Source organism: Pseudoduganella danionis, from assembly GCF_009720775.1.
GTDB classification, from domain to species: domain Bacteria; phylum Pseudomonadota; class Gammaproteobacteria; order Burkholderiales; family Burkholderiaceae_D; genus Rugamonas; species Rugamonas danionis.
On sequence record NZ_WNKW01000002.1, the window covers coordinates 346,221 to 365,672 of the forward strand.

13 protein-coding genes are annotated in these 19,452 nt (G+C 59.8%); 8 read left to right on the forward strand and 5 right to left on the reverse strand.

The features are described from left to right. The first annotated feature begins 8 nt into the window (after nt 1-8). Entirely contained in the window at nt 9-1,403 is a 1,395-nt protein-coding gene (locus GM655_RS09725) for a TAXI family TRAP transporter solute-binding subunit (protein ID WP_155434472.1), read from the forward strand. On the opposite strand, the gene GM655_RS09730 is transcribed toward GM655_RS09725, so the two are convergent. Continuing rightward, on the reverse strand, nt 1,400-1,858 hold the full coding sequence (locus GM655_RS09730; protein ID WP_155434473.1) for a rhodanese-like domain-containing protein: 459 nt from the start codon (nt 1,856-1,858) through the stop codon (nt 1,400-1,402). The two genes, GM655_RS09725 and GM655_RS09730, sit on opposite strands and share 4 nt — an antisense overlap. Before the next feature lie 312 nt (nt 1,859-2,170). On the opposite strand from GM655_RS09730, the gene glnA reads away from it, so the two are divergent. The 5 genes from glnA (at nt 2,171) to corA (ending at nt 7,943) form a co-directional block, all read left to right on the forward strand. Then, nucleotides 2,171-3,586: a type I glutamate--ammonia ligase gene (glnA, locus tag GM655_RS09735; RefSeq protein WP_155434474.1), complete on the forward strand. Its 1,416-nt coding sequence runs from the start codon at nt 2,171-2,173 to the stop codon at nt 3,584-3,586. Between the two features lie 122 nt (nt 3,587-3,708). Next, nucleotides 3,709-4,212: a DUF4124 domain-containing protein gene (locus GM655_RS09740; RefSeq protein WP_155434475.1), complete on the forward strand. Its 504-nt coding sequence runs from the start codon at nt 3,709-3,711 to the stop codon at nt 4,210-4,212. Continuing rightward, nucleotides 4,209-5,324 carry a nitrogen regulation protein NR(II) gene (gene glnL, locus GM655_RS09745; protein WP_155434476.1) on the forward strand — a complete coding sequence of 372 codons (1,116 nt, stop codon included), beginning with the start codon at nt 4,209-4,211 and terminating at the stop codon, nt 5,322-5,324. Before GM655_RS09740 ends, glnL begins: the two co-directional genes overlap by 4 nt. A 67-nt stretch (nt 5,325-5,391) precedes the next feature. Beyond that, complete coding sequence (gene ntrC / locus GM655_RS09750; RefSeq protein WP_155434477.1) at nt 5,392-6,897, forward strand: nitrogen regulation protein NR(I); 1,506 nt, start codon at nt 5,392-5,394, stop codon at nt 6,895-6,897. A 77-nt stretch (nt 6,898-6,974) separates the two neighbouring features. Further along, a complete protein-coding gene (gene corA / locus GM655_RS09755; protein WP_155434478.1) occupies nt 6,975-7,943 on the forward strand; it encodes a magnesium/cobalt transporter CorA in 969 nt (322 codons plus the stop codon). Between the two features lie 25 nt (nt 7,944-7,968). Here the strand turns inward: corA and GM655_RS09760 are convergent, their stop codons facing one another. After that, nucleotides 7,969-9,612 (reverse strand): NAD(P)/FAD-dependent oxidoreductase, encoded by a 1,644-nt coding sequence (locus GM655_RS09760; RefSeq protein ID WP_155434479.1) that lies wholly within the window; start codon nt 9,610-9,612, stop codon nt 7,969-7,971. Between the two features lie 1,236 nt (nt 9,613-10,848). On the opposite strand from GM655_RS09760, the gene GM655_RS09765 reads away from it, so the two are divergent. Continuing rightward, the gene (locus GM655_RS09765) at nt 10,849-13,740 is read left to right on the forward strand and encodes a TonB-dependent receptor domain-containing protein (RefSeq protein WP_229632494.1); all 2,892 of its coding nucleotides are present in this window, start codon (nt 10,849-10,851) and stop codon (nt 13,738-13,740) included. A gap of 143 nt (nt 13,741-13,883) precedes the next feature. On the opposite strand, the gene GM655_RS09770 is transcribed toward GM655_RS09765, so the two are convergent. The 3 genes from GM655_RS09770 to GM655_RS09780 form a co-directional block, all read right to left on the reverse strand. Then, nucleotides 13,884-15,005 carry an aspartyl/asparaginyl beta-hydroxylase domain-containing protein gene (locus GM655_RS09770; protein WP_196308740.1) on the reverse strand — a complete coding sequence of 374 codons (1,122 nt, stop codon included), beginning with the start codon at nt 15,003-15,005 and terminating at the stop codon, nt 13,884-13,886. Between the two features lie 4 nt (nt 15,006-15,009). Next, the gene (locus GM655_RS09775; protein WP_155434481.1) at nt 15,010-16,314 is read right to left on the reverse strand and encodes an aspartyl/asparaginyl beta-hydroxylase domain-containing protein; all 1,305 of its coding nucleotides are present in this window, start codon (nt 16,312-16,314) and stop codon (nt 15,010-15,012) included. Nucleotides 16,315-16,514: 200 nt separating this feature from the next. Further along, on the reverse strand, nt 16,515-17,240 hold the full coding sequence (locus tag GM655_RS09780; RefSeq protein WP_155434482.1) for a 16S rRNA (uracil(1498)-N(3))-methyltransferase: 726 nt from the start codon (nt 17,238-17,240) through the stop codon (nt 16,515-16,517). A 164-nt stretch (nt 17,241-17,404) separates the two neighbouring features. Here GM655_RS09780 and tkt point away from each other — a divergent pair, with 164 nt between their 5' ends. After that, nucleotides 17,405-19,399 carry a transketolase gene (gene tkt / locus GM655_RS09785; protein WP_155434483.1) on the forward strand — a complete coding sequence of 665 codons (1,995 nt, stop codon included), beginning with the start codon at nt 17,405-17,407 and terminating at the stop codon, nt 19,397-19,399. Nucleotides 19,400-19,452: the final 53 nt, after the last annotated feature.

Genomic DNA, 19,452 nt, shown 5'->3' on the forward strand with positions numbered 1-19,452 from the left:
AATCTCTGATGAAAAAAATTCTGCGCTTTTCCCGTTTTTCCCTGCGTGACCTGCTGGTGGCAGCGGCACCGACCATTGTACTGATCGTGGGCGTGTGTCTGCTGGCTTACTGGCTGGTCGATCCGGCACCACCGCGCACGGTGCGGCTGGCGACGGGGCAGGACAATAGCGCCTACGCAGAATTCGGCAAAAAATACGCGGCGGCGCTGGCGGCGCATGGCGTCAAGGTCACGCTGGTGCCTTCGGCCGGCTCGGGCGAGAATCTGCGCCTACTGAAGGAAGGGCAGGCCGATATCGCTTTCATGCAGAGCGGTACCACCAACGAGGAAGTGGCCGAGCAGGAGGGACTGAGTTCGCTGGGCAGCCTGTTCGTTGAGCCGCTGTGGCTGTTCCTGCGCGAGCGCAAGGATCATCCTCCGATTACCCGTCTGAGCCAGTTAAAAGGCCTGAAGATCAACTTCGGGCCGGAAGGGGCAGGCGCGCCACGGCTGTTCCGTCAGGTGCTGGAACTGAACGGCATCGAGAAGCAGCAGGTGCGGCGCTATTCGCTGGCCAATACACCGGCCACGGTAGAACTGCTGGCCGGCCGTATCGACGGGCTGGTATTCACTTCGGCGCCGGAAGCGCCGCTGATCCAGATGCTGCTGCAGACGCCCGGCATCAAGCTGTTCAACTTCCATCAGGCCGAAGCCTATGGCCGCAAGCTGCCTTTCCTGACCCATGTGATGCTGCCACGTGGGATCGTCGATCTGGGGCGCGATCTGCCGGCCAGTAATTTCGATCTGATCGCACCCACGGCCACGCTGGTGGCGCGCGAAAATCTGCACCCGGCACTGGTCGATCTGTTCGTGCAGGCAGCGGCCAATATTCACGGCGGTTCCGGCTGGTTTGCCCAGCAGGGCCAGTTCCCGTCGGCGAAATACTCGGAGATACCCGTGCATCCGGAAGCGGCCAAATTCTACAAGAGCGGCCCGCCGCTGCTGCAGCGCTATATGACCTTCTGGCTGGCCAATTTCCTCGACCGCATGTGGGTCGTGGTGGTGGCGCTGGGCGCCTTGCTGCTGCCGCTGTCGAAAGTGGTGCCGCCGCTGTATGTGTGGCGCATCCGTTCGCGCGTGTATCGCTGGTATGGCCAGTTGCGCGCGGTTGAGCAGGCGGTGGAAGCGGCGACGCCGGAAGACCGGCTGCAAGTGTATGCGGCGCAGTTACAGCGCCTGAACGAGATCGAGGAACTGGTGAATCAGGTATCGATTCCGCTCTCGTTTGCCGATGGTTTGTACGGCTTGCGCAGCCATATACAGTTCGTGCGCAAGCGTATCGAATTCCTGCTGGGTGAGGCGGGCGGTGGCGCGGCGGCGGCCGAGGCAGCGCCGGCCGTCAGTGCAGCCGTCAGTGCAACTTAAGCGCCTATCCAGGGCAGGCCATCCTTGCACCAGCCGTTGATGTTGCGGCGGTGGCCTACTTCATCCTTGTCGCCTTCAAAGCCTTCCAGAATATCGTAGCAGTGCTGGTAGCCATGTTCGGTGGCCGATTTGGCAGCGGCGCGCGAGCGCACGCCGGAGCGGCACAGGAACAGCAGGATCTGATCCTTGCGGGCCACCGTATTGAGCTGCTCGATGAAATCGGGATTGGCCAGACCGCCCGGATACAGCATCCATTGCACATTGCTGTACTGCGCGTCGGGGATGGCCACCTTGCCTACCCAGTCGCGCTCGGCATGAGTGCGCACATCGACCAGCTTGATGGCCGGTTCGGCACTGACTAGATCAAATGCTTCCTGCGGCGTGACAGCGCCCGCGTACGGCCAGTCCTTGCTACGGCTACGGGCCAGGGCGAGGATCTCTTCAATTTTGCTCATGACGTGTTCCAGTAGTGGGTTTGCGTTTATTATAGGCTGCCTGCACCCGCTACACGCAAGGCTGCACCAAGGCTGTGCATTTTTGGTGGTTTTTCGGAAAATGCACAAAATCGGTGCGAAAAATCGGATTTGCACTTATTTGGTGCGGTATTGATGTGCCTCAAATCAGGGCGTGGTTCCGTGCTGGTGAGTTTTTAAAAGAATTTACCTGCACGATGCCTGCGACTTGAAACATGCACCAAAATGTTTGGAGCTGGCACGAATACTGCTTACCAATGACGCACGAGCCCCACATTCCTTTAGGAGATACGCATGGCAATGACAGCCGCAGAAGTACTGAAAATGGTCCAGGAAAACGAAGTCAAATTCGTTGATTTCCGTTTCGCTGATACCCGTGGTAAAGAACAGCACGTGACCGTGCCAGTGTCGCACTTCGATATCGACAAATTCGAATCGGGCCACGCGTTTGACGGCTCCTCGATCGCCGGCTGGAAAGGTATTGAAGCATCGGACATGATCCTGATGCCAGACCCAGCAACCGCCCGCATCGACCCGTTCATGGAAGAAACCACCCTGTTCATGCAGTGCGACGTGATCGAACCTGCTGACGGCAAGGGCTATGACCGTGACCCACGCTCCATCGCCAAACGCGCTGAAGCCTACCTGAAATCGTCGGGCATGGGCGACACCGCCTACTTCGGCCCAGAACCAGAATTCTTCATCTTCGACAGCGTACGCTGGAAGATCGACATGTCCGGCTGCTTCGTTAAAGTGGATTCGGACGAAGCATCGTGGAGCACCGACAAGGAAATCGAAGGCGGCAACAGCGGCCACCGTCCTACCGTCAAAGGCGGCTACTTCCCAGTGCCACCAGTCGACAGCTTCCAGGACATGCGTTCGGAAATGTGCCTGATCCTCGAATCGCTGGGCATTCCGGTCGAAGTACACCACCACGAAGTGGCTGGCGCTGGCCAGAACGAAATCGGCACCAAGTTCTCGACCCTGGTTGAGCGTGCTGACTGGACCCAGAACCTGAAATACGTGGTCTGGAACGTGGCCCACAGCTACGGCAAAACCGCCACCTTCATGCCGAAACCTATCGTTGGCGACAACGGTTCGGGCATGCACGTGCACCAGTCGATCTGGAAAGACGGCGTCAACCTGTTCGCTGGCGACGGCTATGCCGGTCTGTCGGACACCGCGCTGTACTACATCGGCGGTATCATCAAGCACGCTAAAGCACTGAACGCGATCACCAACCCAGGTACCAACTCGTACAAACGTCTGGTGCCAGGCTTCGAAGCACCAGTGAAACTGGCTTACTCGGCGAAAAACCGTTCGGCTTCGATCCGTATTCCACACGTGGCCAATCCTAAAGGCCGCCGTATCGAAACCCGCTTCCCAGACCCACTGGCCAACGTCTACCTGTGCTTCGCAGCACTGCTGATGGCTGGTCTGGACGGTATCGCCAACAAGATCCATCCGGGCGAAGCAGCATCGAAAGATCTGTACCACCTGCCACCAGAAGAAGACGCACTGATCCCAACCGTGTGCTCGTCGCTGGAAGAAGCACTGGACAACCTGAACAAAGACCGCGAGTTCCTGACCCGTGGCGGCGTGTTCAGCGATTCCATGATCGATGCCTACATCGAACTGAAAATGCAGGACGTTCAGCGTATGCGTATGACCACGCACCCAGCTGAATTCGATATGTACTACTCGCTGTAATCGCGGTGCACCGGCTAGCCGGTGCCTGTCATGCAGAACAAAACGCGGGGCGAGCAGCGCTTTCCCCGCGTTTTTATTTGGATGTTGTATAGTCGGGCTCCATGGTGAGACACGGAAGACTGATGATGAAACACGCGTTCTGTCGCACGCTGGCCGGCCTGCTGATACTGGCGGGCAGTGGCGCTGCGCACGGGCAGATTTACAAATGCACTTCGCCCACGGGCAGTGTGGAATATACCGACGTGAATCGGGGCAAGCAGTGCAAGGCGATGGAGCTGCCCGGCGTCGTCGTGGCAGCCCCGCCCAAGCATGCTGCACCGGCGGCACCGGCGGGACGAATCGGTGCGCCGCCAGCGCTGGTGCCCGGTGAATTCCCGCGTGTCGATGCAGCCCAGCAGCGCGCGCGTGATGCCGACCGGCGCGGCATACTGGAAGAAGAGCTGCGCGCCGAACAGCAGAAGCTGGCCGAGCAGCGTAAGGCTTTCAATAACGGCGAGCCGGAACGCCAGGGCGATGAACGCAACTACGCCAAGTATCTGGAACGGGTGGCTGGCATGCGGGATAGCATCAGCCGCACGGAAAAAAATATTGACGCTTTAAAACGTGAGATCGCGAATATCCGATGAGCAGTTTAGCGAATAGTCTGAATCAGGTATCGGCAGCCGGCGGCCAGCGTCCGGCCGCGCTGGCGGGGCTGGAGTTGCTGGCTTCGGCCGTGCTGCTGCTCGATGCCGATGGCCGCATCGTGTACGCCAATGCGGCGGCCGAAAACCTGCTGGAAAGCTCGCTCAAGGCGCTGTCGCGCCAGACCCTGAGCGCACAGTTCCTCAATCCTGCCGAACTCGATAACATCTGCGCCCAGGCGCGCGAGCACCGCTACGCCGACATGCGGCAGGATCTGATGCTGGAACGGGCCGGGCGCGAAGCGCTGCATGTGCACAGCATCGTCACGGCGCTCGATGAGCCGTCTGGCCATTTGCTGATAGAACTGCGCGAGCATCTGCAGCATCTGAAGCTCGATCGCGAGGAACGCATCCTCGACCAGAGCCAGGTCAACAAGGAACTGATACGCAATCTGGCGCACGAGATCAAGAATCCGCTCGGCGGCATACGCGGCGCGGCGCAGTTGCTGGAGATGGAGCTGCCGGCACTGAATGCGGGCGAGCTGCGCGAATACACCCAAGTCATCATCAAGGAAGCGGACCGCCTGCAGACGCTGGTGGACCGCCTGCTGGCGCCGCACCGCCGTCCGCACATCGTCGGCGATGTGAATATCCACGAAGTGCTGGAGCGCGTGCGCAGCCTGATGCTGGCCGAGTTCCCCAGCGGCCTGACCATACGGCGCGATTACGATGCATCGATCCCCGAATTCCGCGGCGATAAAGAGCAGTTAATCCAGACGGTGCTCAACATCGCGCACAACGCCGCGCAGGCACTGGCGGCACGCATCGAAGCCGGTGATGCAGAGATCATTTTCAAGACGCGGGTAGCGCGTCAGGTAACGCTGGCAAAGGTCCGCTACGGGCTGGCATTAGACTTGCATATCATTGATAACGGACCGGGCATCGCGCCGCAGATCCGCGACCGGATTTTCTACCCGCTGGTGTCGGGCAGAGAAGGCGGGAGCGGTCTGGGGCTGACTCTGGCACAGACCTTCGTGCAGCAGCACATGGGCGTGATCGAGTGCGATAGCCGGCCTGGATGTACGGACTTCCGCATCCTGCTGCCATTGCCATAAGCGAGTGCGGGCGGAAGCGAAGACCGCGTCCTTGATAGAAGATCCAATGCGGGAACACACAACACACATGAAGCCAATCTGGATAGTAGACGACGACGAATCGATCCGCTGGGTACTGGAAAAAGCACTCGCACGGGAAAATCTGGCGACCAAGAGTTTTGCCAATGCCCGCGATGCGATCGCCGCGCTGGAATTTGAAACACCGCAGGTACTGGTGTCCGACATCCGCATGCCGGGCGACTCCGGGCTCGATCTGCTGCAGCGGGTCAAAGCCCGCTACCCCGGCCTGCCGGTGATTATCATCACGGCCTTCTCGGATCTGGATTCCGCCGTGGCAGCCTTCCAGGGCGGGGCCTTTGAATATCTGGCCAAACCGTTCGACATCGACAAGGCGGTAGAGCTGATCCGGCGTGCGCTGGACGAGAGCCTGCGCGAGACCAGCGTCGAATCGGGTCCGGCCGAAACCCCTGAAATACTGGGGCAGGCACCGGCCATGCAGGAAGTTTTCCGTGCCATCGGCCGGCTGTCGCAATCGAATGTGACGGTGCTGATTACGGGCGAATCCGGTTCCGGCAAGGAGCTGGTGGCGCGTGCGCTGCACAAGCACAGCCCCCGTGCCACCCAGCCTTTCATCGCGCTCAATACCGCGGCGATCCCGAAAGACCTGCTGGAATCGGAACTGTTCGGCCACGAGCGCGGCGCCTTCACGGGCGCCCAGACTTCGCGGCGCGGCCGGTTCGAACAGGCCGAAGGCGGCACCCTGTTCCTCGACGAAATCGGCGATATGCCATTCGACCTGCAGACACGTTTGCTGCGGGTGCTATCGGACGGCCACTTCTACCGCGTCGGCGGTCACCAGCCGCTGAAAGCCAATGTGCGCGTGATTACGGCGACGCACCAGAATCTCGAGCAGCGTGTGCGCGAAGGCCTGTTCCGTGAAGACTTGTACCACCGTCTGAACGTGATCCGTCTGCGTCTGCCCAGTTTGAGGGAGCGGCGTGAGGATATCCCCATTCTGGTGCGCCACTTCCTGGTGCAGAGTGCCAAACAATTGGGCGTGGAAGCCAAGCGCATGAGCGACGCTACGCTGCAGTTCCTGTGCGGGCTGGACCTGCCCGGTAACGTGCGCCAGCTCGAAAACCTGTGCAACTGGATTACCGTGATGGCGCCGGGGCAGACCGTGGAGATCAAGGATCTGCCGCTGGAGCTCACGCAGGAGCAGCAGGGTGGTAATGCTGCGCTGGCTGTCGCCAGCACGGCCAGCAGCGAACCTTACAGCATGCCCGCTTCGCATGGCACCGTGCATGTGCTGCCGGCGAGTGAAGCCGCACCGGCCAGCGGACCCGATGCGTGGCTGGCCCTGCTGGAAGCGCAGGCTGCCAGCATGCTGAGCGCGGGCCAGCAGGAAGTCATGGCTGTGCTGGGCCGCCAGTTTGAATCCTCGCTGATCCGTACGGCGCTCAAGCATACGCACGGGCGCAAGAACGATGCGGCAGTGCGGCTGGGTATAGGCCGTAATACCATTACCCGCAAGATCGCGGAACTCGGCATCGACGGCGCCAAGGATGACTAGGCACTAACGCCCGCGCTGGCCGCTTTCAGGTAAGCTCTTGGCTGCAAAGCCAGGAGCTTATTTTTTTTGGATACAGTATGTTGATCAATTGTGTGGCGTATCAGGATGGCCAGAAGCTGGCCGACATTCCGGTGGAAGACATCAGCGAGTATGTGCGCCAGCCGGAAACCTTCGTCTGGGTGGCGCTGCGCGACGCCCAGCCGGAAGAACTGCAGGTGATGCAGGAGGAGTTTGGCCTGCACGAGCTGGCCGTCGAGGATGCGCGGCGCGGCCACCAGCGGCCCAAGATCGAGGAATACGGTGACTCGCTGTTCGTGGTGGTGAAGACCATCGATTGCCGCGATGGCGAAGTGGTGGTGGGCGAAGTCGATATCTTCGTCGGGGATAACTACGTGCTGTCCTCGCGCGATAGCCACAGCCTGCAGAATTTTCTCGGTGTGCGGGCCCGCGCCGAACGCGAACCGCACATGCTGCGGCAAGGCCCGGCCTTCGTGCTGTATGCCTTGATGGATGCGGTGGTGGACCGCTATTTCCCCGTGCTGGACATGCTGGAATCGGAACTGGAGCAGATAGAAGAGCTGATCTTCTCCAAGGGCAAACAGCGCGACAACATCCAGCACCTGTATGCGCTCAAGCGCAAGGTGACGGAAGTACGCCATGCCGTGGCGCCGCTGATGGAAGCAGTCGGGCGGCTACACGGCGGGCGTGTGCCGGCCCTGTGCCGCGACACGGGCGAATACTTCCGCGATGTGCACGACCATCTGCACCGCATTAGCGCAGCGCTGGACAATATCCGCGACACCATCGCCACGGCAATACAGGTCAACCTGTCCATGGTGGCCATCGAGGAAAACGAAGTGAACAAGCGCCTGGCCGCATGGGCTGCCATTTTCGCCATCTGCACCGCGTTTGCCGGCGTGTGGGGCATGAATTTCAAAGTCATGCCCGAGCTGGAATGGCAGTATGGCTATCCGATGGCGCTCACCGTGATGGTGGGCGTGTGCCTGTATCTGTACCGGCGCTTCCGCCGCGCCGGCTGGTTGTAGCGCGGCGCTGGCGATGATAGGGCGCTTACTTGGCGGCGCCGGCCAAGATCGACTGGGCCACGGCTTCCGCCACCTTGATGCCGTCCACGCCGGCTGACAGTATCCCGCCTGCATAGCCGGCACCTTCGCCGGCCGGAAACAGGCCGCGCGTGTTCAGGCTTTGCAGCGTATCGTCGCGGCGCTTGATGCGCACCGGCGACGAAGTACGCGTTTCCAACCCCGTCAGCACCGCATCCTGTTTGAAGTAGCCCTTGATCTGCTTATCGAAAGCGGGGAAGGCTTCGCGCAGCGCGGTGACGGCAAACTCCGGCAGTATCTCGGCCAGATCGGTCAGATGCACGCCCGGTTTGAAGGATGGCACCACGGAACCGAAAGCGGTGGATGGACGGCCTGCCACGAAGTCGCCCATTAGCTGGCCCGGCGCATTGTAATTGGCGCCGCCCAGCTGGAAGGCTTTGGCTTCCAGTTCTCGCTGGAAGGCAATGCCGGCCAGCGGGTGGCCCGGATAATCGACTTCCGGCGAAATGCTGACCACGATGGCGCTATTCGCATTGCGCTCGTTGCGCGAGTACTGGCTCATGCCGTTGGTGACCACGCGGCCCGGTTCCGAGGCGGCGGCGACCACCGTGCCGCCCGGGCACATGCAGAAGCTGTACACGGCGCGGCCATTGCTGGCATGGTGTACCAGCTTGTAATCGGCCGCACCCAGTATCGGGTGGCCGGCGTTGGGGCCGAAGCGGCACTGGTCGATCAGCGATTGCGGGTGCTCGACACGGAAGCCGATCGAGAACGGTTTGGCTTCGACGTACACACCACGGTTGTACAGCATTTCGAAGGTGTCGCGCGCGCTGTGGCCCACGGCCAGCACCAGATGGTTGGTGGCGATGCGCTGGCCGTTTTCGAGTACCACGCCGCGAATCTGGCCGCCGTCGGCCTGCTGTTCGATCTCCAGATCGACTACCTTGCTCTCGAAGTGGTATTCGCCGCCCATGGCTTCGATATTCGCGCGCATCTGTTCCACCATCTTGACCAGACGGAAGGTGCCGATGTGGGGTTTGCTCACGTAGATGATTTCTTCGGGGGCGCCCGCCTGCACGAACTCGGTCAGCACTTTGCGGCCATAGTGCTTGGGGTCCTTGATCTGGCTATACAGTTTGCCGTCCGAGAAAGTACCGGCGCCGCCTTCGCCGAACTGCACGTTCGATTCGGGATTGAGTTTGCGCTTGCGCCAGAAGCCGAAGGTGTCGACCGTACGGTCACGCACTTGCTTGCCGCGCTCCAGAATAATCGGGCGCAAGCCCATCTGCGCCAGTATTAGTGCGGCGAACAGGCCGCAAGGGCCGGTGCCTATTACTACCGGGCGCGGCTGGCCGGCATGGGCAGCGGCCAGTTGCTCGGGCGTGGCGACGAATTTATAACCGGTATCCGGTGCCGGCATCACGTGATGGTCGTGGTGCATGCGCTTGAGCACGGCAGCCTCATCGCGCAGTTCCACATTGAGCGCATAGATCAGCACGATGGCGGATTTTTTGCGGGCATCGTAGCTGCGCTTGTAGACCGTGAAGCCGAGCAAGTCTTCTGCTGGAATGTCCAGACGCTGGAGGATGGCCGCAGGCAGTTCCGCTTCGGCGTGATGGAGGGGCAGTTTGAGTTCGTTTATGCGCAGCATGGGGGCTTCCTGTAGGGGCACTGTTTAGGCGCCAGGTGGAGCGGGGCGTTGACTGGCTCAGCCATTACGTCCCGTAAAAGCCGGTATTTTACCGCGATAAGCATGCCAACGCAGCAGTGGCGGGCAGCGGCTGTGCGCCAGCCAGAAACTGCTGATGCCGGGATATATCGGTGTCAGATAAACAGGCGGGCGATAGAAAAATACCTGCCCGATTTTATTATCAGAACTGGCGTTAATAAAAACGGCGGCGCATCAATTTAATAAGGGCGCAATCTGGCTATTTTAAATATATTGCGCGAACGATAATAAATAAGATTTAAGCGAATGAATATATGGAAGGTTGAGCGGGTTCTGAATAGATAGAAAAGAGTGCATGCGGCATGCCTCGAGCAGGCTGGCAGGAAGCTGGTAGCTTGTAAATTTAGTTGCCATAAATATACTTTTTTTCATTAGGCAAGTTCAGACTATGTTGTTAAAAGGCGACTTTGCGCAAATTCCTTTTTCGCGCATAGGTTAGGTCTAGAGTGTAGGAAACTATTTCCGTATGGAATTTTTCAGGTGGAAAATACTTATCCATAATGCAACCACATCCTGCGCTTTGTACAATCTTTGTTTTGATGTTTCATGGTTTTCCCTTGATTTTCGCTGGTTTCTGCTTGACGAACGCATATTTCACTGTAATTCCCCGGTGCAGTCTGCTTCTGCGTCAGAGTGGCCAAGATGGGCGGATTTGTTGCGTTTTGGCAGCGTTAAATTGTTAAAAAGTTCAGGGAAATCAAAGCAAAGCTGATCTCGCTAGCGTTGGCCGGTGGGCTGGGCGCGTTTCTGTTGTGAGGACGAGACAGCAGAGTGATGGCGTCAGGCATTTTTTTTGCCGTGCGTTCAAACTTCTTCGCGCTGTATGTTGCATTGCAATACATATTGCATGCGGTGCGACGCTAGCTCCCCGCGCTGCCGGAACAGGCCGCTTACGCGCATTGACAACGTTTGAGTTGCTATGTTTTTATGAATAGCGGAAAAATTCGACTAGATTTCAGGAACTGAGAAGTAGGCCGGATTTTTACCAGTGAAAGAGCAAGCGTAGTAAGTCGGATTTTGAATGGTTTTATCCAGGTTGTTCAGAAACGGCGGAGTTTAAATCAAGAAATGGGTCGTTTTATCTGTTATCCAAAAGATGCGGTGAAACGTCTACTAAACACACCAAGGGAATTGAATAATATGATCAAGGAAACAGTATTGTCTCGCTCGATCCGCGTGATGTTCATCGGCGGTATGGCGCTGGGTATGCAAGTTGCCACCGCGCAGCAAGCTGACGCGCCTCTGCAAAAGGTGGAAGTAACCGGTTCGCGCATCCCGACCCTGAACACCGACGGCACCAGCCCGATCGTTGTACTGGGCGCGAAAGACATCAAAACCGACGGCGTGCGTAACGTCGAAAGCCTGCTGAACAACCTGCCACAGGCCTTCGCAGCGCAAACCGGTAACGTGGTCAACGGCTCGACCGGTACCGCGACTGTCGACCTGCGTGGTCTGGGCTCGAACCGTACCCTGGTACTGGTTAACGGCCACCGTCTGCCAGCTGGCTCGCCGGGTTCGTCGGCTGCCGACTTGAACCAAATCCCAACCCCGCTGATCAAGCGTATCGAAGTGCTGACCGGTGGCGCAGGCGCCGTGTACGGTGCTGACGCTGTGGCCGGTGTGGTCAACTTCATCATGAACGACCGCTTCGAAGGCGTTCAGATCGAACTGAACGGTTCGGGCTACAACCATAAACAACAAGGTACCGCAGGCGTTTCGAGCTTGGTTGCTGGCCGTGCTGCCACCAACCCAGCCCAGTTCGCTGTTCCAGGCAACAAAGGTCTGGATGGCCGTTCGAAAGACGCTTCCCTGCTGATCGGTGGTAACTTCGGCGACGGCAAAGGTAACGCCACCCTGTTCTTCAGCTACAAACAAGACGACGCGCTGCTGCAATCCGAACGTGACTTCACCGCTTGCTCGCTGTCGGCTTCGGCTGCAGGCTTCGCTTGCGGCGGTTCGGGCACCAACGCCACCGGCCGTTTCACCAACACCAAAACCGGCAAGGTCTACACCACCGATGCTAACGGTACCCCACGCCTGTTCAACAACGCGCTGGACCAGTACAACTTCGGCCCGATCAACCACCTGCAGCGTCCTGACGAACGTTATGGCGTAGCTGCTTCGGCCCGCTACGACGTCAACGAGAAGCTGAAAGTCTACGCAGACTTCGCCTTCCACGATGACCGCACCGATGCACAGATCGCTCCAGGCGGTATCTTCGGTAACGTTTACACCATCAAAGGCGACAACCCACTGCTGACCCCAGCAATGAAGGCCGCCATGAGCCTGAACTCGCCAACCGACACCACCGACGTAGTTATCCAGCGTCGTAACGTCGAAGGCGGTGGCCGTGATGCACTGTTCACCAATACCTCGTACCGCATGCTGATGGGCGTGAAGGGCGATATCGGTAACTGGAACTACGACCTGTTCGCACAAACCTCGAAAGTACGTTACTCGGGTAGCTCGAATAACTACTTCTCGAAAGAGCGCGGCGCTAAAGCGCTGGACGTGGTCAACGTCAACGGCGTAGCACAGTGCGCATCGTTCGTGAACGGCACCGACCTGGCTTGCGTACCTTACAACCCATGGCAACTGGGCAAGATCACCCCAGAACAACTGGCTTACATCCAGATTCCTGGCCAATCGTTCGGTCAGACCGAACAGCAGATCCAGGGCGGTAACGTCGCTGCAGATCTGGGCGAATACGGCATCAAGATTCCAGGCAACAGCAACGGCGTAGGCGTGTCGTTCGGCTTCGAGCGTCGCGTGGAAGCGCTGACCCTGAATCCTGACGGTCCTTCGCAGAACTTCGACCTGGATGGTTCCGGTGGTCCTGTGAAACCAGTGTCGGGCCGCTATGTCGTGAAAGACATCTTCGGTGAAGTTCGTCTGCCACTGCTGGAAAACAAACCGTTCGCTGAATCGCTGGGCGCCAACCTGTCGTATCGTCACACCGACATCGACACCGGCGTGAAAGCAAACACCTACGGTCTGGGTATGGACTGGCAGCCAGTTTCGATGCTGAAGGTACGTGCTTCGCACCAGAAAGCTGTGCGCGCACCTAACATCAACGAACTGTTCTCGCCAGCAGGTAACAACCTGTACGACAACGACGCTGATCCATGTGCAGGCGCCAAGCCTACCGCCACCCTGGCACAGTGCGCCAACACCGGCGTAACCGCTGCTCAGTACGGCAACATTCAGGATTCGCCAGCAGGTCAGTACAACTACCTGGCCGGTGGTAACCCTAAACTGAACCCAGAGACCTCGAAGTCGAACACCATTGGTCTGGTGCTGACCCCGATCCGTAACCTGACCGTGACCGTCGACTACTTCGACATCAAGGTTAACGATACGATCTCGAACGTTCAGCCTACCACCACTCTGGACAAGTGCTTGAACACCGGCAACCCAGTGTTCTGCTCGAAGATCACCCGTGACCGTCTGGGCACCCTGTGGCTGCTGCCACAAGCTTCGATCGTTGGCACCAACACCAACATCGGCTCGCTCAAAACCTCGGGTATCGACCTGGCAGCCAGCTATGGCCAGAAGATCGGCGCATACGGTAGCCTGGGCTTCTCGGTAACCGGCACCCTGCTGAAGACCTTCGAAGTGGAAGAACTGCCAGGTGACGGTTCCTACGACTGCGTAGGCCTGTACAACGGCGCCGGCAAGTGCGGCCAGCCACGTCCGAAATGGCGTCATAAAGCCCGTGTGAACTGGAATACTCCATGGGCTACCGACCTGGCTCTGACCTGGCGTTACTTCCAGGGCGTGGACATCGAGACCACCAGCTCGAACCCGCTGCTGCATGGCACCGCGCTGGATGTAGAGAAGCACTTCGCTTCGGCTAACTACATCGACCTGGCTGCTTCGTACAATGTGACCAAGAAGATCACCCTGTCGGGCGGTATCAACAACCTGTTCGACCGTGATCCTCCAATCACCTCGAAGTACGGTACCGGCTCGGGTAACGGCAATACCTTCCCATCCATGTACGACTCGATGGGCCGTAAGCTGTTCCTGAACATGACTGCCAAGTTCTAATCGCTTGAGTCATTGCTAAAACGGCGGGTCGCAAGACCCGCCGTTTTTTTTCGTCCCGTGCCAGTGCATGCGCTGGCGAAAAAAAACGCCCGCTGGCGAGTCTGCCAGCGGGCGTTTGTCTTGTGCGGGGGCTGTACGGCGGCCTAGGTTTCCCAGTCGTTGCCGTCTTCTATGCTGCCCAGCATGGTGCTGACCAGCGTGCGTTCGCTCTCGCTCAGTTCGGGACGCCAGGTTTCGAACAGCAGGATGACGCGCGTCTCGTTGCTGCGGTTCCAGGCTTCGTGTTCTATGCTGTCATCGAACACCCAGGCCTTGCCTTCTTCCCAGTGGCGCGTTTCATTGCCCACGCGCAGGCTGCAGCCCTGCGGCACGATCAGTGGCAGGTGGCAGATCAAGCGGGTGTTCAGGATGCCCGTGTGCGGCGTGATGTGGGCGCCCGGGCGCATCAGCGAAAACAGCACGGTCGGTGCGCGGCCTGCGATCTGCGGCATCGGCACGTGGGCCATGGCAGCCATGGTGGCCGGGCAGCGCGCCGCATTCTCGGCGACGATTTCGCCGTTGCGGTAGAGGTAGAAAGCGCTCCAGTCGCGGTTGTTATGCAGGCCGCCCCGTTCGCGTGCGGGCAGGGTGGGATCGGGCTTCAGATAGGGTTCGAACGCATCCTGATCCTTGAGGATCTGTTCGAGTTCGGCGCGGATGGCGGGCGTGGCCGCTTCCACCTGATCCAGCCACGGGAAGGCCTCGCGCTCGAAGTATTGAATCTGTGGCAGGCCGGGGAAGTAGTACAGGCGCGGCTGCTGCAGATACAGTTGTTTGCGGCCCAGCAGCAGGTCCAGCGACTGGCGGAAGCGTGCGTGTTCGCGCCCATGGGTATAGCCGGCCTGGGCCAGATTGTTCTGCAGTTTCTGCTCGAACTTTTCCATGTATTCAGCACACGCGTGGCGGGCTTTCTGCACATGGGCGCGCAACTGGGCTGGCAGTTCCTGGTCGGGCGGGGCTGCGTCCAGCGCGGTGCGGTAAAAGGCGGCCGCAGCCGGGGCATTGCCGTCAGCGGCCAGCAGGTCGCCCTTGTACAGCAGCAGTTGCAGATTGTCGGGCGCGGCGCTGACGGCCTGTTCCAGCGCGGCCAGTGCCGCCTTGATTTCACCCAGCGCATGCTGGGCCTGGGCCAGGCCGAACCAGGCTTGCGGGCCGCCCTGGCCGTTGCTGGTCAGTTGCAGATAGTGGTCACGCGCGGCAGTGGCGTCTTGATGCGATGCAGTCATAGTGTCAGGTTTCGTAGCTGGCGGAATCGCTGTTGAAAGCGTAGATCGCATTGGTGAGTTCGGTGATCAGGCTGCGTTCGGCTAGCGACAACTGGGGGTGCCAGATGTCGAAGATCATGATGACGCGCAGCTTGTCGCTATTGTTCCAGGCTTCGTGCTCGATGGTATCGTCAAACACCCAGGCTTGGCCCGGTACCCATTCGCGCGTGGTATTGCCGACACGGAAGCCGCAATCGGGCGGAATGATCAGCGGCACGTGGGTCAGCAGGCGCGCATTCGATACGCCCACATGGGCCGGTATGCGGGTGCGCGGCTTGAGCAGCGAGAACATGGCGGTGGGCGTGCGGCCGGGCTGCTCGGGCTGGGGCGCGCCGCGCAGCAATTCCATGGTCTTAGGACACTTCTCCACATTGCCGGCGATAGGGCGGCCATCCTTGATCAGGTGGAAGGCGCTCCAGCGCGGCGAATTATTCAGCTCGGCAAACTGGTTGTGCGGCACGTCGTCCGGATAGGTCAGATAGGGCTGGAAGCCTTGCTCGGCCTGCAGTACTTGCAGGAATTCGTCGCGGATGATGTCGGTGCCTGCTTCGATCGCATCGAGCCACGGGAATTGCTCGCGCGGGAAGAACTCCACCGGCACCAGCCCCGGATAGTGGTACATCATGGAATGCGAATCGTAGCGCCGCTTGCGGCCCACCATCAGATCGATGGAGTCGCGGAAGCGCTGGATGTTCTCGCCGGCGTATTCACGGTATTTGGCTTCCATGAACTCGTCGAGGAAGTTGCCGTAGTCGGTCTGGTAGCGCTCGATGTAGCGGTGCGCATGTTCGACCGCGCCGCGCATATTCGGATCGAGCCGCTCGAGCGGCGGTGCGACCTGTGCTACGGCGCCATAGGCGGTGGCAGACTTGTGGGTCTTGCCCTGACGTTCCAGCAGATTGGCACGCAGCAGCAGGGCCACCATATCGTGCGGATCGGCCACCAGCGCATTGTGGATGGCCAGCTCCTCGGCTTTTTCATCGCGCTGGCCCTGGCAGGCCATGGCCAGATTGACCCAGTGCTGGGGATTATCCTGTTCGCTGCGCACCAGCCGTTCGAACGCGCGCCGCGCAGCCGCATGGTCGCCCAGACGGAAAGCGCGCTTGCCCAGCGTGGTCAGGGCCAGTGTGTGTTGTGGTTGCAGTTCCAGCAGCAAATTCCAGAGCCGGACGGCTTCGTCGTCCTTGCCTGCTTTGCTGGCCTGGATAGCGGCCGCTTCGAGTACGGCGGCATCGCTGGGCGCGTTCGCGCCGGTAGAGGAGGTGATCATGATCAAGTGAGCCAATGATTCGGCGGCCTGGGGCCGGACGAAAAATTATAGCTGCTGTACTTGCTTTGAAGGCAAGGAAGGCAGCTTATCGCCCGCGAGTGTTGGGGCGATACGTCACTTTGATCGGGTGCTACGGTGTAGGAGCCCGCCGGCCTCGGATGCCGCCAGTGCAAGCTGGCCGACGGCGGCAGCGGGCAGGCTTACATGCCGCCCCAGGCGGCGCTCAATACGGCCACAGCGGCCAAGCCCGCCGTTTCCGTGCGCAAGATGCGCGGCCCCATGGCCAGCGGCAGCGCGCCATGGCGGATAGCCTGATCTTCTTCCGCTTCGCTGAGACCGCCTTCAGGGCCGATCACCAGCGTCACGGCCTGCGGGCTCTGGTGGCGCGCCCAGTCGGCCAGCGATTGCTCGGCGCGCGGCGTCAGGATGATGCGGCGGTGCATGTCCTGCTGGGTGATCCACTGTTTGTAGTCCTGCAGCTCGCCGAGTCGGGCCAGATGGTTGCGGCCGCACTGTTCCGCGGCGGAAGCGATGATGGCTTGCCAGTGCGCCAGCTTCTTTTCGGCCCGTTCGGCCGACAGGCGTACCACGCAGCGCTGGGCCGCCAGTGGCTGGATGGCTGTGACGCCCAGCTCTATGGCTTTTTCGATGATCCAGTCCATCTTGCTGGCTTCGGGCAGGGCCTGGGCCAGCGTGATGCCGAACGGCAGTTCCGCTTCGCGCGCCGTATGGGCCTTGATTTCCACGCTGACGCGGCGCTTTTCCACTTGATCTAGGACAGCGCTGTATTCGCCGCCTTCGCCGTTGAACAGCGTGATCAGTGTGCCCGGTGCCAGCCGCAGTACGCTGATGTGGTGGGCGACCGCTTCGGGCAGCTGGACAAGCTGGCCGATGGCTAATGACTGGGGCAGGTAAAAGCGTGGCATGCAGGGTTCCGTTAATACGTAGTGGGGGGGATGGTTAGTATGTGTAGATATGCAATTTTAAATCGGGGCCGCCTCGGTCTGGTAAAATAATGGGTTCAGCAAGTAGGTAGTACCGTAGCCGTATTCCTTGCCCCCAGTTTCCATACTTTCGTGATAGATCGACGATGACTTCTACGCTCCCAACCACTCAAATGGCTAACGCGATTCGCGCGCTGGCAATGGACGCCGTCCAGAAGGCCAATTCCGGCCACCCAGGTATGCCTATGGGCATGGCCGAAATCGCGGTAGCGCTGTGGAGTGGCCATTACAGCCACAACCCGGCCAACCCGAAATGGGTCAACCGCGACCGCTTCCTGCTGTCCAATGGCCACGGCTCCATGCTGCACTACGCGCTGCTGCACCTGAGCGGCTACGCGGTGAGCATGGATGACATCAAGGCTTTCCGCCAGATGCATTCAAAAACCCCGGGCCACCCGGAAGTGGACATCACCCCGGGCGTGGAAACCACCACCGGCCCGCTGGGTCAGGGTATCGCCAACGCCGTCGGTATGGCACTGGCCGAATACCTGCTGGCTAGCGAATTCAACAAGCCAGGTTTCGACGTGGTCGACCACTACACCTACGCTTTCCTCGGCGATGGCTGCCTGATGGAAGGTATTTCGCACGAAGTGTGCGCGCTGGCCGGCACGCTGGGCCTGAAAAAACTGATCGCCCTGTACGACGACAACGGCATTTCCATCGACGGTAAAGTAGAAGGCTGGTTCACCGACGATACCCCGGCCCGTTTCGAAGCCTATGGCTGGAACGTGATCCGCGCGGTCGACGGCCACGATGTGGCAGCCGTATCGGCCGCCATCGCTGCCGCCAAGACGGCCGACAAGCCGACCCTGATCTGCTGCAAGACCGTGATCGGCAAAGGTTCGCCGAATCTGCAAGGCGGCGACAAAGTGCACGGCGCTGCACTGGGCGACAAAGAAGTGGCTGCTGTCCGCGAATACATCGGCTGGAGCGCTGCTCCGTTCGAAATCCCTGCCGACGTGTACGGCGCATGGGATGCCAAGGCGGCCGGCGCTGCGCGCGAAGCGGCATGGACCGAACTGTTCAACAAGTACGCTGCCCAGTTCCCGGCTGAAGCGGCTGAACTGAGCCGCCGTATGGCCGGCGACCTGCCAGCCGCCTTCGACGGCGCACTGGCAGCCGGTATCGCTAGCTGCATCGAGAAGAAAGAAAACATCGCGACCCGTAAAGCCAGCCAGAACGCAATTCAGGCACTGGCCCCTGTGCTGCCGGAATTCCTCGGCGGTTCGGCCGACCTGACCGGTTCCAACCTGACCAACTGGAAAGAGTGCGTTGCTGTGCGTTCCGGTAAGCCGGGCAACCACATCAACTACGGCGTGCGCGAATTCGGTATGGCTGCCATCATGAATGGCGTGGCCCTGCATGGCGGCTACATTCCATTCGGCGCCACCTTCCTGACCTTCTCCGACTACAGCCGCAACGCGCTGCGTATGGCTGCGCTGATGAAACAGCGTTCGCTGTTCGTGTTCACCCACGACTCCATCGGTCTGGGCGAAGACGGTCCGACCCACCAGTCGGTCGAGCATATTTCGTCGATGCGTCTGATTCCTCAGCTGGACAACTGGCGTCCATGCGACACCGTCGAGTCGATGGTGGCATGGGGCGAAGCGGTCAAGCGTAAGAACGGCCCATCGACCCTGATCTTCTCGCGTCAGAACCTGCCATACCAGGAGCGCAGCAGCCAGCAAGTGGCCGATATCGCCCGTGGTGGTTACGTACTGAGCGACGCGGCCGATGCCAAAGTGGTGCTGATCGCCACCGGCTCGGAAGTGGAACTGGCTGTTGCTGCCGCCGCAGCACTGGCCGCTGAAGGCATCGCCAGCCGCGTGGTGTCCATGCCTTCGACCGATGTATTTGACCGTCAGGATGCCGCTTACAAGGCCGGCGTACTGGGTAAAGGCCTGCCACGCGTGGCGATCGAAGCCGGCGTGACCGATTTCTGGTACAAGTACGTTGGTCTGGAAGGCGCTGTAGTCGGCATCGATACCTTCGGTGAATCGGCTCCGGCAGGCGTGCTGTTCAAGCACTTCGGCTTCACGGTGGAAAACGTCGTGGCCAAAGCCAAATCTGTCATTGCATAAGTATTGCGTTAAGGTTCAACCTCTAGCAGTTGCATCACCTATTTTTCTACTCA

Excerpts from the sequence above, each read along its gene's own strand:
- GM655_RS09725 (WP_155434472.1), top strand. The coding sequence starts at position 9 with ATGAAAAAAATTCTGCGCTTTTCCCGTTTTTCCCTGCGTGACCTGCTG.
- GM655_RS09730 (WP_155434473.1), bottom strand. The coding sequence starts at position 1,858 with ATGAGCAAAATTGAAGAGATCCTCGCCCTGGCCCGTAGCCGTAGCAAG.
- glnA (WP_155434474.1), top strand. The coding sequence starts at position 2,171 with ATGGCAATGACAGCCGCAGAAGTACTGAAAATGGTCCAGGAAAACGAA.
- GM655_RS09740 (WP_155434475.1), top strand. The coding sequence starts at position 3,709 with ATGATGAAACACGCGTTCTGTCGCACGCTGGCCGGCCTGCTGATACTG.
- glnL (WP_155434476.1), top strand. The coding sequence starts at position 4,209 with ATGAGCAGTTTAGCGAATAGTCTGAATCAGGTATCGGCAGCCGGCGGC.
- ntrC (WP_155434477.1), top strand. The coding sequence starts at position 5,392 with ATGAAGCCAATCTGGATAGTAGACGACGACGAATCGATCCGCTGGGTA.
- corA (WP_155434478.1), top strand. The coding sequence starts at position 6,975 with ATGTTGATCAATTGTGTGGCGTATCAGGATGGCCAGAAGCTGGCCGAC.
- GM655_RS09760 (WP_155434479.1), bottom strand. The coding sequence starts at position 9,612 with ATGCTGCGCATAAACGAACTCAAACTGCCCCTCCATCACGCCGAAGCG.
- GM655_RS09770 (WP_196308740.1), bottom strand. The coding sequence starts at position 15,005 with ATGACTGCATCGCATCAAGACGCCACTGCCGCGCGTGACCACTATCTG.
- GM655_RS09775 (WP_155434481.1), bottom strand. The coding sequence starts at position 16,314 with ATGATCACCTCCTCTACCGGCGCGAACGCGCCCAGCGATGCCGCCGTA.
- GM655_RS09780 (WP_155434482.1), bottom strand. The coding sequence starts at position 17,240 with ATGCCACGCTTTTACCTGCCCCAGTCATTAGCCATCGGCCAGCTTGTC.
- tkt (WP_155434483.1), top strand. The coding sequence starts at position 17,405 with ATGACTTCTACGCTCCCAACCACTCAAATGGCTAACGCGATTCGCGCG.